Origin of the sequence: Rhodococcus sp. 008 (assembly GCF_001682295.1) — a bacterium.
GTDB classification, from domain to species: domain Bacteria; phylum Actinomycetota; class Actinomycetes; order Mycobacteriales; family Mycobacteriaceae; genus Rhodococcus_F; species Rhodococcus_F qingshengii.
In genome coordinates, this window is record NZ_CP012749.1 from 509,301 (window position 1) to 523,917 (window position 14,617).

Here is a 14,617-nt window from a genome sequence, read left to right on the forward strand (position 1 = left end):
GGGAATTCTGCTTTCTACGCCTGACCTGCAATGAAGACTCTTTCAATCCAGCGAACCTGGGGACAGAAGTCACCCGGAGTTTACGTTCGCGGCGCTTTTTATTGGTGCGAACCCTCGATCCGTGCTGTACGGTCATCCATTAACCAGCAACGCCACACAGAAAGGAACGGACATCATGTCGCTACACCCGCACGTCGTATCCGTACCTTCGTGGCGCAGCTGCACCGTAGACAAGCACATTTTTTCGGCCGCAATGTCGGCCAAGCACATGGGCAACAAGCGCGGTGTACCCCGAGAATGATCCCCAGTTCCACCGGATTCGTTCTCGGGCACCCAGGGCAAACGCCTCGGGTGCCTTTTCTTTTACCTTTCACACGCAGGAGCACCACATGAAACTTCGAGTCAACCAACTGTCCATCGCGCCGCCGTATGTCGATCTGCCCGGTGACCTCACCGGATACGCCGTCACCCTGGATCTTTCACACTCCGATGCGGCCCACGAAGCTACCCTCGGCGCATTGATCAGCGAGATCCGCAGTCGCGGAGCCTCACGCGTCGTCATCACCGGCTCACCCCGCGAACTCCAGGGCACCCACAGCAGCGCCGCCTGAAAGACCCGGGCGGCCTGAATGCAGAACGGGCCCCGAAACTCCCGTTGAGGAGTCGAGGCCCGCTACCGACGCAGGAGTCAGTGCGCGAAGTGGCGCGCACCGGTCAGATAGAGAGTGACACCGGCTTCCTTGGCTGCGGCAATCACTTCGTTGTCGCGAACCGAACCACCCGGCTGCACAACAGCCTTGACGCCGGCGTTGAGCAGCACCTGCAGACCGTCAGGGAACGGGAAGAACGCGTCCGAAGCTGCAACCGAACCTACGACGCGGTCACCGGCTCGCTGAACAGCAAGATGCGCTGCATCGACGCGGTTGACCTGGCCCATACCGACGCCGACGGACGCGCCGCCGGAGGCCAGCAGGATCGCGTTTGACTTCACCGAACGGCTGGCGCGCCAAGCAAATTCGAGGTCTGCGAGAGTCTCGGCATCGGCAGCCTCACCGTTGGCGAGAGTCCAGTTGGCCGGGTTGTCGCCGTCAGCGTCCAGAACGTCGCGCTGCTGGAGCAACGTACCGCCGGAGATCGGACGCAGTTCGATTCCGGTAGCGGTCGGAGCGGCAGCCTTCAGAACACGAATGTTCTTCTTACGCTGCAGAACCTCGACGGCCCCGTCTTCGTACGAGGGCGCGATGACAACCTCGGTGAAGATATCGGCGATCTGCTCTGCCAGTTCGACGGTGACCTCACGGTTGGCTGCGATGACACCACCGAAAGCACTGACCGGATCGCAAGCATGCGCCTTGCGGTGGGCGTCGGCGATGTCGGTGCCGATGGCGATGCCACACGGGTTGGCGTGCTTGATGATTGCGACGGCCGGATCAGTGAAGTCGTACGCTGCGCGCCACGCTGCGTCGGAGTCCGTGTAGTTGTTGTACGACATCTCCTTGCCGTGCAACTGCTCCGCCTGAGCCAAACCTGCAGGCGCAGCCGGGTTTTCGTACAGCGCAGCGTCCTGGTGCGGGTTCTCGCCGTAGCGAAGAACAGCGCTGCGGTTCCAGGTCGCACCGACCCAGGCCGGGAACAGCGAACCGTCCTCGTCAGCGGCGATCGTGCTCGTCATCCAGCTCGCAACCGCGACGTCGTACGACGCAGTGTGCTGGAAAGCCTGCGCTGCAAGCACAGTGCGCTCACGCAAGGTGAATCCGCCACCGGCAACGGCAGTCAGGACGTCGGCGTACCGAGCCGGATCGACCACGACGGCAACCGACGGATGGTTCTTGGCTGCAGCACGCACCATCGACGGGCCGCCGATGTCGATCTGCTCGACGCACTCGTCCGGGCTAGCGCCCGAGGCAACCGTCTCGGTGAAGGGGTACAGGTTCACGACGACCAATTCGAAGGTCGCGATGCCGAGTTCCTCGAGCTGAGCGAGGTGATCCGGCTTGCGGGTATCGGCGAGAACGCCGGCGTGGACGCGCGGATGCAGCGTCTTCACACGGCCTTCGAGGCATTCCGGGAATCCGGTCAGAGCCTCGACCGGGGTCACGGGGATTCCGGCGTCGGCGATCTTCGACGCGGTCGAACCGGTCGAGACCAACTCGACACCGGCCTCGTGCAGGCCCGTGGCCAGCTCGATCAGACCACTCTTGTCGTAGACGCTGACAAGTGCACGGCGCACAGCCTTGCGTTCACTCACTGGGGATCACGGCCTTTCGTCCATCGGAAACCACTCCGCGCGTAGCAACAGCGGCGATGACGTCCGCCAACAACCGTCGCTCCACAATTTTGATGCGTTCATGCAACGAAGACTCGGTGTCGTCGTCATGCACCGGCACAGCTTCCTGCGCCAAGATCGGCCCGGTATCAACTCCGCCGTCGACGAGATGCACCGTGGAACCGGTGACCTTCACGCCGTACGCCAGAGCGTCGGGAACCGCGTGCGCGCCGGGAAAGGCAGGCAGCAACGCGGGATGAGTGTTGATGATTCGGCCGCCGAAACGCTCGAGAAAGCTGGGGCCGAGGATTTTCATGAAGCCTGCACTGACCACGAGATCGGGTTCGTACTCGGCCACTGCTGCTGTCAGCGCCTCGTCCCAGGCGGCACGATTTTCGTAGGTCTTGATCGAGACCTTGAAGGACGGGATCTTCGAATCCGCAGCGTGCTCGGCGGCGAGGCAGTCACGATCTACACCGACGGCAACGATCTCGGCGGGGTATCCCTCGGCATGCGAAGCGTCGATCAGCGAAGTCAGCAGGGTTCCCGCGCCGGAAGCGAGTACGACTACCCGCGCGACAGAGTCGCGAAATTGGACCCTGTCGGGCATTGTCGGCTGCGGATTGTCGGCCGAGGCAGTCAGCGCACTACTCCTGAGAACTGGAAGATGATGCGGCCGGAGTATCGGCCGCATGACAGCCTAGTCGCTGGACTCCTGCGGCTTCGAGGGCAGGTCGGTCTCCGGCTCGGCCCCGGCTGTGGGGTCCGCCTCGGGTGCCGCGACAACCTCCGCGTCGACTACTTCGATCTCGACGGTTTCCTCTGTCACTACCTGCACGGGTTCGCCTGATTCTTCGACAATTTCGGCTTCGACGACCTTGGTCACTACCACCGCAGATTCCTGGGCGAGCACTTCGTCGGCGTTTTCGTCGTCCTCGCCATCCGTTGTGGCCGCGGCCGTGATCGCAAGTTCGGGCTCGGATTCTCGAGCCGGTTCAGCCGTCGGCGGCGCAACCTCGTCCTTCATGTGTCCGCGGTGTGAGAACCACATCGCGAACAGCGCCGAGACGGTTCCGAACAATCCCAGCCACGCAAAAGTCAGAAGACCGAAGCCCCACCACAGGACCTCGACGGTGCCGAACTGCCCGAGGTCTCCCCCCGCAGCAAGGGCAAGCAGAGCCATGACGACGCCGGCACCGGCAGCTGCCGTCAGCACCGCGAGCACACTGTCCTGCCCGGCGATGCGTCGAGCGCAATCACGGCCGAGCATCACACCCACCGCAGCCGGAACGATCAACAGCACCGGCCAGATTCCGCCGGCGACGCCTTCCGGAACCGCTCCGAGAAGGGGCAACGGTGGCAGATCTCCACCGATGTTGCCGAACACGCTGATGGAGACGTTGCCGAAATCGGCCGTCGATCCCGTCATCACCGCGGCTGCACCGACCACGAGGTTCGGCAGATAGAGCAGCGACAACACCGTCAATCCCAGCACGCCGACAAACCCGTTGCCTCGTGCGAGTAGGTCACCGACCGTCGACCACGACACGAGTAGTGACACCACGACGGCCACGGCGCCCGCAGCCAGCAGCGCTGCCGACGCGGCCGCGGCCGGACGAACAGCGGCAGATGCCCACGGCGGAATCTCGGCGACGACGCGATCCCAGTGCGCAGCAGCAACACCGACGGACGCGGCGATCAGGTGAATCCCGGCGACCCAGCCGAAAGCGGCCAACGTGTTGGGGCTCGACAGCGGAATTGCCGCGGAGGCGTCGGCGACAACGGCGAGAGCGATTGCCGTGATAGTCAACGGCCCGGCTACTGCCGCCCCCACCAGGCGGAGGGTGTCGTCACGGGAGTCGGTGTGCACCGCAGTCGACGCGCATCGGCGTGCAACCACCCACATCATGACGGCCGTCGGAAGCAATGGCAGTACACCGAGTTGGACGCCGCTGATAGTCGCCGGCACCTGGTGGATGACCAACCAGGTGGTGGCAATGGCGCCGAAGGTTCCGGTCAGGTCGCTGCTCGCCGATACCAAAGTGACCACGACGACAGCCGCGATCAGCAGCATCGTCAGGCCCGACGGTCGGAAGGCGACGGTCAGCAGCTTGCGCGCCAGGTCCGGGTTCGGTCCCGGGCGACCGCCGCCGACGCGGCCGCTGCCAGTACGACCACGTCCGGGTCGTGAGGACGTGGGACGGGACCGGGTGCCATCAATCAAAGAACTCATCCCCTCGAGGGTTTCACTCGACAGTGCGCCGCGCACTCAGGCGCGCCGTCGGGCTCACGGAATGTGGCCTCCACCCGCAGCGGGTCGGAGGCCACATTCATGTTCGTGAAACGAAGAAGTACTACTGCTGACGCTCGTCGGGGTTCTGCGAGCCGAAGACCTTGGTCTCGGCCGCGGAATCGCTGCTGCCCTGGTCAGGTTCCGCAGACGGCGTCGGCGCTTCGAAAGTGGGCGGCTCGAAGCCCGTCGGCTGCTCGGTCGAGCCAGTCTGCTGCTGGTTGTACGGCTGGCCGTAACCGCGTGGAGCGGTGAACTGATCCGACGAGTAACTCGGGTTCGGCTGGCCACCGGGCTGAGAGGTCAGCGGATAGTAAGACGACGTCGTCGCGGCCGACGAGTCGGTCTGTCCGGGATTTTGCACCGGGTTCTGCCCGTAGGGAGACGCAGTCTGGCCGTAAGGCGGCTGCGAAGCGGTCGGGTCGACGGGGGCGGCGTGCGCTCCCCCGTATCCCTGCTGCTGCGCCTGCCCGTACTGCGGATTCTGCTGGTACTGGCCCGGCTGCTGAGCCTGCTGAGGCTGGCCGTACTGAGCCTGTCCGTATCCCTGTGGCTGACCGGGCGCCTGCCCCGGCGCCTGGCCGTAAGGCTGCTGCTGACCGTACTGCTGAGCTACCGGTCGGGGCGCGGGCGCCTTCAGGATTCCGATCTCGAACAACAACGCGGCGACTGCGACGACGGTCTGCACGAACGAGAGGATCAGCACGATGATCAGGCCCCAACCGAGGCTGATGTCGACGTAGTCGCTGGTACCGACGGAGAACGCGGCGAACACCAAAGCGAAGAAACCCGTGAGGGTGAGCGCTGCGGCAATGCCTGCATACGACTGCTTCGGGAGCAGCGAGACGCCTGCGACCACACCGCCGGCGAAAACGAATCCGAGGCCGTAGATGCTCGATTCGAAGAAACTCGAACTGGTATCCAGGCCGCTACCGATGCCGCTGCTGCTTCCACTGATCGACGTGAAGGGCGCAAAACCGAGCAGGAAATTGATCAGGCCGAGTGCCGCGACGGCGATGAGCAGGATGAATCCGAGATTCTTGGTTCCACCGCCCGCTGCCGGCTGATTCGGTGGCCCGAAGCTGGGCCCTTGCGGCGTGAACGTCATGACTTCTCCTCGTAGACGGTCTTCGATGGTTACCAGCGTATGTGTCTCGACTTCGCACGCTAACACCGACAGGAGACAATGGGCAGATGCCCTTCACCCTCGCGCCCGGCGCCGACCACGTCGTCGAAACCGAGGTGAAGCACTCACGATTCATCGCCGCGCTTCACCGAGTAGACGACGCCGAAGCCGCCACGGAGTTCGTCGCGGAGCAGAAATCGCTGTATCCCGATGCGCGCCATCATTGTTCGGCTTTCGTGATCGGATACGAGGCGAACTCACGCGTCGAACGTGCACACGACGACGGTGAACCGGGCGGCACTGCCGGGGTGCCGATGCTTCAGGTTCTCAAGTCTCGAGATCTGGTCGATGTGATTGTTGTCGTCACGCGCTATTTCGGCGGAATCAAGCTCGGCGCCGGTGGATTGGTCCGCGCGTATTCGGGAGCGGTCTCGGTGGCTCTCGATTCGGCCGAGCTTGTGGCCAGGGAGAGAAAGGTCCTGCGCACTTTGGCGATCCGGCACTCAGAGGCCGGTCGGGTGGAAGCGGAGCTGAGAGCGCGGGGCGTCTCGGTGCTCGGAACTACGTATGGATCGAAGGCGGTGATGACACTCGCCGCCGGTGACGCCGACGATCTCGACTCGATCGTCGCATCCATCACATCCGGTGCCGGGCAGTTGGAACCTGCCGGGTCGATGTGGGTCGATACCACTGTGCGTGGTTAAGGAGTCCGGAGACTCCCTAACCACGCACGGGGGCGAAGCCCCTTACAGGGACTGAAGAATCTCGCGAGCGAGAGCAGCGGTAGCGGACGGCGTCTTGCCGACCTTCACGCCTGCAGCTTCGAGAGCTTCCTGCTTGGCCTGAGCCGTTCCCGAGGAACCGGAGACGATGGCGCCGGCGTGGCCCATGGTCTTGCCTTCGGGAGCGGTGAAGCCTGCCACGTAGCCGACGACCGGCTTGGTGACGTTGGCCTTGATGTAATCGGCTGCACGCTCTTCGGCGTCGCCACCGATTTCACCGATCATCACGATGACCTTGGTCTCGGGATCCTTCTCGAACGCCTCGATGGCGTCGATGTGGGTGGTTCCGATGACCGGGTCGCCGCCGATGCCGATGGCGGTGGAGAAGCCGAAGTCACGGAGTTCGTACATCATCTGGTAGGTCAGGGTGCCCGACTTGGAGACCAGGCCGATGGGGCCGGTGCCTGCAATGTTGGCGGGCGTGATGCCGACGAGGGCCTCACCCGGGGTGATGATGCCGGGGCAGTTCGGTCCGATGATGCGGGTCTTCTTGCCCTTGGACTCGTTGTACGCCCAAGCGTAAGCGGAGTCCTGAACCGGGATGCCCTCGGTGATGACCACGAGGAGCGGGATCTCCGCGTCGATGGCCTCGACGATGGCGTCCTTCGAGAAGGCCGGGGGAACGAATGCGATGGAGACGTCTGCGCCGGTCTCCTTGATTGCCTCTTCGACCGTCGCGAAGACGGGGAGCTCGACAGGGGAACCGTCAGCTGCAACGTGCGAGACCGTGGTGCCGGCCTTGCGAGCGTTGACGCCGCCGACGACCTGGGTGCCGGCCTTGAGCATCAGAGCGGTGTGCTTGGTGCCCTCGCCGCCGGTGATGCCCTGGACGATGACCTTTGAATCCTTGGTGAGGAAGATTGCCATTGTTCTGTGAGTCCCTTACTTCGCTGCGTGAGCGAGTTCGGCGGCCTTGTCGGCGGCCTCGTCCATGGTTGCGACGACCGTGACCAGCGGGTGGTTGGCCTCGGCGAGGATGCGACGACCCTCTTCGACGTTGTTTCCGTCCAGGCGAACGACGAGCGGCTTGTTGGCCTCGTCACCCAGGGTCTTCAGTGCGCCGACGATGCCGTTGGCAACTGCGTCACACGCGGTGATGCCGCCGAAGACGTTGACGAACACGCTCTTGACCTGTGCATCGTTGAGGATGACATCCAGGCCGGCAGCCATGACTGCAGCGGAAGCTCCGCCGCCGATGTCGAGGAAGTTGGCGGGCTTGACGCCACCGTGGTTCTCGCCGGCGTATGCGACGACGTCCAGCGTGGACATGACCAGGCCTGCGCCGTTGCCGATGATTCCGACCTCACCGTCGAGCTTGACGTAGTTGAGGTCGTTTTCCTTGGCCTTGAGCTCGAGGGGATCGGTAGCGTCGCGATCCTCGAATGCCTCGTGGCCGGGCTGACGGAACGCTGCGTTCTCGTCGAGGGTGACCTTGCCGTCGAGGGCGAGGATCTGATCGTCAGGCGTACGAACGAGGGGGTTGACCTCGACGAGGAGTGCGTCTTCGCCGATGAAGACCTCCCACAGCTTCTGGATCGTCACGGCCGCTGCGTCGAGCACCTCTGCGGGCAGCTTTCCTGCCTCGGCGATGCTGCGCGCGAACGCGAGGTCGACGCCCTTGACTGCGTCGACGGGGATCTTGGCGAGAGCGTCGGGGTTCTCCTCGGCGGTGACCTCGATCTCGACGCCACCCTCTACCGAGCACATGGCCAGGTAGGTGCGGTTGGTGCGGTCGAGCAGGAAGGAGATGTAGTACTCCTCGGCAATGTCACTTGCCTCTGCGACCAGCAGCTTCTTGACGACATGGCCCTTGATGTCCAGGCCCAGGATTGCCTCGGCGTTTGCCACTGCGGCATCCACGTCGGGCGAGTACTTGACGCCACCGGCCTTGCCGCGGCCGCCTACCTTGACCTGTGCCTTCACCATCACGGGCTTACCGATTTCTTCGGCAATCTCGCGTGCGCCGGCGACTGTGTCTGTAACACGTCCAGCCGAAGTCGGCACTCCGTGCTTGGCGAAGAGTTCCTTCGCCTGGTATTCGAAGAGATCCATCTGCTCACCGTCTCGTCTGCGTTGTCACCCGCTCGAGGGGTAGGAGCGGGTCTGTTCTGGACTTTAACCAGTTGCCGCGTTCGGTTTGCGCCCGCATTGATGCTATGTGGCCCAAGTCACGCGCAATTGCCCGATGAGGCACGCCTCACCGATTCGGCAAGGTGGCCACACCGAATTTGTCAAGCATCAGTCTCACTGATTCTTGCGCTCGAGAACGCTGCAACGAGAAGCAACACTATGCCCGTGGCCGCTGTGATCGCACCCACCCCCACGGTTGCGTCCGATATGCGCGATGACGTGAGCGGCCACTCACCGACGTACACCAGAGCTGCCACGGCAGATCCGATCAGCAATGCCGCGCCCCGCGACGGCCGCGCGGACGCTGCGATCACAGCGGCGATCACGACGGTGACGCCGACGAGCAGTTGACCCCAGACGTCAATTCCCCACGGCCACTCCAGAACTGAGGCCGCCGTATAGGCGTCGCCCTGATAGAGGGGAAGCGCGGTTCCGATCAGGACAGCGACGGCGCCGATCCCACCGACGATAAGCACCAGCCCTCGCGAACCGCCACCTACCGACGTGTCGACATCCTCACGCTCGGCGCTTCCCGCCAGCCAGACGAGCAGTCCCGTCGCCGCAGCGAGGAAAGCCGCGCCGCAGAGCACGAAGGCACCGGCCCCCAACCCGACGCCCGGTACGTCCGTGGCGATGACAGCCGACTGCATGACAGCGGCGACTCCCATCACGACCGTGGTCCACAACACGCCGACGGCCGGCCGCACCACCGCGGCGCGGCCCGGGGCGAACAAGCCCAGACCGGCGACCAGCAGTACAGCAGCCGCGAGCAGGACAACTCGAGACGAGAGCATGGACGGTTCGGGGATGTTCTCCGGCAACGACAGGACCGGAAGTGCCACGCCCAGGGCTGCCACTGCTGCGGTGACAACTGCGCCGATACCGGCAACGCGGTGAAGTCTGTTCACCCGCGCTTGCGCCGCGCGGGACTGAGCCACCATCGCCGCTTTCAGCGCACCCTTTGTCGTCTTCGCGGGTGCGCGAACCACACTTTCAGCGGGAATCGCATCTTTTTCACGCCTGGAAGCGAGGTAGGGAGCTGAAACGCCGATCACGGCGATGACCACGGCGGCCAGTGCCCCGACCACCGATCCCGAACCGGCGCCGATCCGATCGCCGGCCGCGAACCCAGCCATCACCCTGGTTCCACTGACTGCGAGTGCGCCGAGACCGACACCGATCAGGGCGCCGCAGCCCACCGGTAGCGAGATGGACGTCAATGCCGCCGCGACCGCAACGAGTACCGCGACGCCGACCAATCCCGTACCGACGGCGGTGGCCGCCGCCGAGTCGACGAGCGGTTTGACCAGAAAGATCGGATCCTGCGAACTGAAGGAAGGACCGAACAGGGAGAGCACGAACACCACCGCGGCCAGAATCAGCAGCGCTGTCGGCCACCCACCGATCCGCCCGCCAACCGATCGCCCGTCGAATTCCGCGGCGCGAGCGCCGCCGTATCCGTCCCGCTCTGATTCACGATGGACGACCATCAAGCCGAGGACACCGGACACCACAAGAAGTCCGTGGCCCGCGAGCGCGAGATAAGCGCCCGGACCCGCATCGATCGAACCCGCCGAAATCGGACGGAAAAGGTCCAAGCGGTTTGCATCGATTGCGTCGACGAACAATTGAACGTCGAGGATCGCCGCGCCGAGGGACACCGCGCCGATACCTGCCAGGAGTCCGCCTGCGAAGGCGGGCCTGCGCCCCGAGGTGAGCACCGCAACCAGCGGCACGACGATCGTGCAGACGGCAGCGAAGAGAGCGGCGGAAGCAAGAGCCCCCGTCGTGTCGACCCCGCGGGCACTCCCGACTCCGACGACGGGACTGGCTGCCACTCCGACGGCACCGAGCAGTCCGATTACCGCCGCGAGTGGCGCCCCGGACTTCACTCCGGGGTCGTCGAAACGCGCCTGCGACGTAGTTCCAGGTGTTGTGGACACTCGATCGACGGTAGTGCCTGAATGGACCGGTGATCCGGTTGTGACACGCGTGATCACGAAACGAGATGATTCGTCCGTTTTGCCCGGATCGACATATTCCCAGGTCAAGCTGTGAGGCACGTCACATAATCGGACAGGTTTCCGCTACGGCTTGCGCCCATCGCAATCATTTCGTTACCGTCAGTCGGTCTAAGTCACGGGCTGATCACGAACTCGAGGAGAGAACCGGCATATGCATCACCGCAGCCAGTTCACCGCTAGTAGGTTCTCGAACTCAGCTCCAGACGAGGTCACGACCACTTATCCAACGCACTCGGCCAGGCGTTACACCGAGACCAAAAGTTCTGAGATCTCTACCGATATGTTCACTCGAAATTCATCCTCCACGTCGTCAGATTCCGACTCTCACGAGTTCGTCGAGTCCGACGTGATCAGCACCCCCACTTACGCCACCTCCGCACCGACAGTCGATGTCGAATCTCCGGTTCGCCGCAGCGGTGCTCACCGACTCCCCACCCCTCCCTCCGCTCTCAAGGGCCGCGCCGCCGTTCTGGCAGTTGCAGCCGGCGCGGTTGTCGCCGCGGGCCAGGCAGTTGTCAACGACGGTTCCTCTTCTGCCGCCGACCACTCGGAAGTTGCACTCGCCAACGAGTCCTCCGCGATCGGTACCACCGCAGAACCGCAGGCCGCTCAGTTCGCTCCGGCCACCTCCACGGCAGCCACCACCGAGGCCGACGCTCCGCAGGTCCTCAACGTCGCAGCGCCGACCGACCTCTCCCAGTTCAGCAACCTGCTTGCCAAGGGCCAGCGTTTCAGTGACGAGCGCGCAGCACGCGAAGCCGCTGCCCGTCGCCCGCTGTTCGTCCTGCCGGCAGTGGGCACGTTCACGTCCAACTTCGGCACCCGCTGGGGCACCCTGCACGCCGGCGTCGACATCGCCGCCCCGATCGGGACGCCCATCGTCGCCGTCGCCGACGGCAAGGTCATCGATTCAGGTCCGGCTTCCGGGTTCGGCATGTGGGTACGCCTACAGCACGCAGACGGAACGATCACCGTCTACGGCCACATCGACACGTCCACCGTCACGGTCGGTCAGCAGGTCATGGCCGGAGACCAGATCGCCACTGTCGGCAACCGCGGCTTCTCCACCGGCCCTCACCTTCACTTCGAGGTTCATCTCGCCGGCGAGAACAAGATCGATCCCCTCCCCTGGCTCGCCTCACGCGGCATCAGCCTCGGCGTCGAGCAGGACTGATCGCAAGCCCAACGCTTCTGATGAAAAACTTCCGGCCCGCACCTTTCCAGGTACGGGCCGGAAGTTTTTGCCTGTCTTCTACAGCTTGACCATCGGCACACCGCCGATGAGCATCAACCGCACCTTGCCCGCGCTACCGAAGTCGATGGTGACCGTCGCGGTGGGGCCAGTGCCCTTGGTTTCCAACACGGTGCCCAGACCGTACTTGTCGTGACTGACGCGGTCACCCGTGGCGAGGACCAGAACGTTGTTGCGGCCACGCGCGGCACCGAAACTGGGAGTCGACGCGGCCTTGCCGGACCCTCCCCCGTAGTTCTGCCCGCCGCCGTATCCCTGGCCGCCCTGGCTGCCGTAGCGGCTTCCGCTGCCGTAACCCGGCCTGCCGCTTCCGAATCCGCCACCGGTGCCCGGATCCTCACGGCGCCAGTTGATCAGGTCCTCCGGGATCTCCTGGATGAACCGCGACGCCGGGTTCTGGATCGGTTGCCCCCACGCCGAACGCATGATCGCGCGCGTCAGGTACAGGCGCTGCCTGGCACGGGTGATGCCGACGTAAGCAAGTCGACGCTCTTCGGACAGCTCCGCCGGATCGCCGAGGGCGCGCATGTGCGGGAACTGCCCGTCCTCCCAACCGGTGACGAAGACGACCGGGAACTCGAGGCCCTTGGCGGTGTGAAGCGTCATCATGGTCACGACGCCGTCGTCGGAGTCCGGCAGTTGATCGGCGTCGGCGACAAGCGATACCCGTTCGAGGAAGGCGGCAAGCGAACCCGGATCGGGTTCACCTTCACGCATTGCTGCGGTTTCCTCGTCGTCCGGATCGATCAGCCCGGCCGCGTTTCGCGCGTCGGAACTGAATTCCCTTGCCACGCTGACGAGTTCGTTCAAGTTGTCGAGTCGCGCGCCATCCTGCGGATCGCTGCTCGCCGCAAGCTCGGCGCGGTAGCCGGTGCGCTCGAGCACCGCCTCGGCAACCTCACCGATGTCACCGAGCTCGAACGGTTCGTCCTCGTCGGCGGCCGCTGTCGGTAGCAGGGCCCGCAGCCCGTCCATCATCTCGAGGAACGACGCGATGGCCTTCTGTGACCGCGTATTGAGCAGCGCCACTTTGCCTTCCGCGCCGTCACGGAGAGCGGCGGCGAAGCTGATGTTGCGATGCTCGGAGTGCACGGCGACGCAGGCTTCGGCTCGATCACCGATACCGCGTCGGGGCGTGTTGAGAATGCGTCGCAGGCTCACGGTGTCGTCCTCGTTGGCGAGGACGCGCAGATACGCGACGATGTCCCGAACTTCCTTGCGCTCGTAGAAGCGAACGCCGCCGACCACCTTGTACGGCACTCCGAGTCGAATGAAGATCTCCTCGAGCGCGCGCGAGGAGTTGTTGGTCCGGTAGAACACCGCGATGTCGGCGAACTTGGTCTCGCCCTGGTCCACCAGCCGATCGATCTCCGAGGCGACAAACGATGCTTCGTCGTGCTCGTTGTCTGCAACGTAGCCGACGATCAGTTCGCCTTCACCCGAATCGGTCCACAGACGCTTTTCTCGTCGGCCGGTGTTCTTGGAAATCACGGAGTTGGCCGCAGACAGAATGTTCTGCGTCGAACGGTAGTTCTGTTCGAGAAGGATGGTCCGAGCATCCGGGTAGTCGCGTTCGAACTCTTCGATGTTGCGGATAGTGGCTCCGCGGAATGCGTAGATCGACTGATCGGCGTCACCGACGACGCACAGTTCGGCCGGGGCAACGGCGTGGTCGGACTCGCCGGCACCGCCGACCAGTTCACGCACAAGCATGTACTGCGCGTGGTTGGTGTCCTGGTACTCGTCGACGAGCACGTGACGGAAGCGGCGGCGGTAGTACTCGGCTATCTGTGGAAACGCCTGAAGAAGCGCGACGGTCTCACCGATGAGATCGTCGAAGTCGAGTGCGTTCGCCGCACGCAGCCGCTGTTGGTAGTGGCCGTAGACCTTGGCGATCAGTCGCGGAAGTTCGGCCGGATCCTGATCGGCTGCGACAACCGCCTCTTCCGGTCCGACGAGTTCGTTCTTCAGGTTGGAGATGTGAGTAGCGAGAAGGCGCGCGGAGAATCGTTTGGTGTCGAGCTCGAGGTCCTTCGAGATCATCGTCAGCAGTCGACGCGAATCGTCGGAATCGTAGATCGAGAAATTCGAGTTCAAACCGGGCAGGAGCGCCGCCTGTGCTCGCAGGATCCGCACGCAACTGGAGTGGAACGTCGATACCCACATGGCGTTGGCACGCGGTCCGACAAGAGCTGCCACACGCTCGCGCATCTCGGCCGCAGCCTTGTTGGTGAACGTGATGGCCAGGATCTGACCGGGGGTGACACCCCGTTCGGCCAGCAGATAGGCGATACGACGCGTCAGCACTGCAGTCTTGCCCGAGCCGGCGCCCGCGACTATCAGCAACGGCGAACCGGCATGGACCACGGCCTCGCGCTGTTGCGGGTTGAGACCCTCGAGGAGGGCGTCCGAACCCGCGTCGTGTCCCCGCGCGCCGCCCCCGTCGTGCTGGGAATGTCCGTCGTGCTCACCGAGTGCTGGGTACGTGTTCATCGCCTGTCCACGCTACCGGCGTCCACCGACACGGTCGTCAGTGCGTCCACCTGCTGGTAGAGGCACTTGGATTACCTGTGTCGAGCATGGCAAACTGGACGCTATGTTCAGCATTTCCGTTCGCGACAACACGGCCGACCCCGTCGGCCCGCTGTGGCGTTACTTTACGTGCCCCGGACCTCGGTGCACGTGATCTGAACAGCTCACCCGCCCCTGGTCCGAATCGGATCCGGGGCATTTTCGTCAGTGTGCCT

Annotated in this window: 11 protein-coding genes; 3 read left to right on the forward strand and 8 right to left on the reverse strand. The window is 64.2% G+C overall.

The features are described from left to right. Positions 1–389 precede the first annotated feature (389 nt). Entirely contained in the window at positions 390–611 is a 222-nt protein-coding gene (locus AOT96_RS02325) for a hypothetical protein (RefSeq protein WP_003946391.1), read from the forward strand. A gap of 77 nt (positions 612–688) precedes the next feature. Here AOT96_RS02325 and purH read toward each other — a convergent pair whose 3' ends face one another. The 4 genes from purH to AOT96_RS02345 form a co-directional block, all read right to left on the reverse strand. Further along, positions 689–2,248, reverse strand: coding sequence for a bifunctional phosphoribosylaminoimidazolecarboxamide formyltransferase/IMP cyclohydrolase (gene purH / locus AOT96_RS02330; RefSeq protein WP_003946407.1), 1,560 nt, complete (start codon positions 2,246–2,248; stop codon positions 689–691). Beyond that, positions 2,241–2,960, reverse strand: coding sequence for a phosphoribosylglycinamide formyltransferase (purN, locus tag AOT96_RS02335; RefSeq protein ID WP_030534875.1), 720 nt, complete (start codon positions 2,958–2,960; stop codon positions 2,241–2,243). The genes purH and purN overlap by 8 nt, the downstream gene beginning before the upstream one ends. A gap of 6 nt (positions 2,961–2,966) precedes the next feature. Beyond that, on the reverse strand, positions 2,967–4,499 hold the full coding sequence (locus tag AOT96_RS02340) for a cell division protein PerM (protein WP_064444234.1): 1,533 nt from the start codon (positions 4,497–4,499) through the stop codon (positions 2,967–2,969). 121 nt (positions 4,500–4,620) lie between these two features. After that, positions 4,621–5,664: a DUF5336 domain-containing protein gene (locus AOT96_RS02345; RefSeq protein ID WP_064074026.1), complete on the reverse strand. Its 1,044-nt coding sequence runs from the start codon at positions 5,662–5,664 to the stop codon at positions 4,621–4,623. Between the two features lie 86 nt (positions 5,665–5,750). Between AOT96_RS02345 and AOT96_RS02350 the strand changes: the two genes are divergently transcribed. Continuing rightward, positions 5,751–6,386, forward strand: a complete 636-nt coding sequence (locus tag AOT96_RS02350) for an IMPACT family protein (protein ID WP_003946418.1) — start codon at positions 5,751–5,753, stop codon at positions 6,384–6,386. A 42-nt stretch (positions 6,387–6,428) separates the two neighbouring features. Here the strand turns inward: AOT96_RS02350 and sucD are convergent, their stop codons facing one another. The 3 genes from sucD to AOT96_RS02365 all read right to left on the reverse strand — a co-directional run bounded on the left by sucD (position 6,429) and on the right by AOT96_RS02365 (position 10,537). Continuing rightward, positions 6,429–7,331, reverse strand: a complete 903-nt coding sequence (gene sucD / locus AOT96_RS02355; RefSeq protein WP_003946432.1) for a succinate--CoA ligase subunit alpha — start codon at positions 7,329–7,331, stop codon at positions 6,429–6,431. A gap of 15 nt (positions 7,332–7,346) precedes the next feature. Then, positions 7,347–8,516 (reverse strand): ADP-forming succinate--CoA ligase subunit beta, encoded by a 1,170-nt coding sequence (gene sucC, locus AOT96_RS02360; RefSeq protein WP_003946426.1) that lies wholly within the window; start codon positions 8,514–8,516, stop codon positions 7,347–7,349. A gap of 179 nt (positions 8,517–8,695) precedes the next feature. Beyond that, entirely contained in the window at positions 8,696–10,537 is a 1,842-nt protein-coding gene (locus AOT96_RS02365; protein WP_231917385.1) for a hypothetical protein, read from the reverse strand. A 232-nt stretch (positions 10,538–10,769) separates the two neighbouring features. Here AOT96_RS02365 and AOT96_RS02370 point away from each other — a divergent pair, with 232 nt between their 5' ends. After that, complete coding sequence (locus AOT96_RS02370) at positions 10,770–11,792, forward strand: M23 family metallopeptidase (RefSeq protein ID WP_054828357.1); 1,023 nt, start codon at positions 10,770–10,772, stop codon at positions 11,790–11,792. Between the two features lie 78 nt (positions 11,793–11,870). Here AOT96_RS02370 and pcrA read toward each other — a convergent pair whose 3' ends face one another. Beyond that, positions 11,871–14,363, reverse strand: coding sequence for a DNA helicase PcrA (pcrA, locus tag AOT96_RS02375; RefSeq protein ID WP_003946394.1), 2,493 nt, complete (start codon positions 14,361–14,363; stop codon positions 11,871–11,873). Positions 14,364–14,617 lie beyond the last annotated feature (254 nt).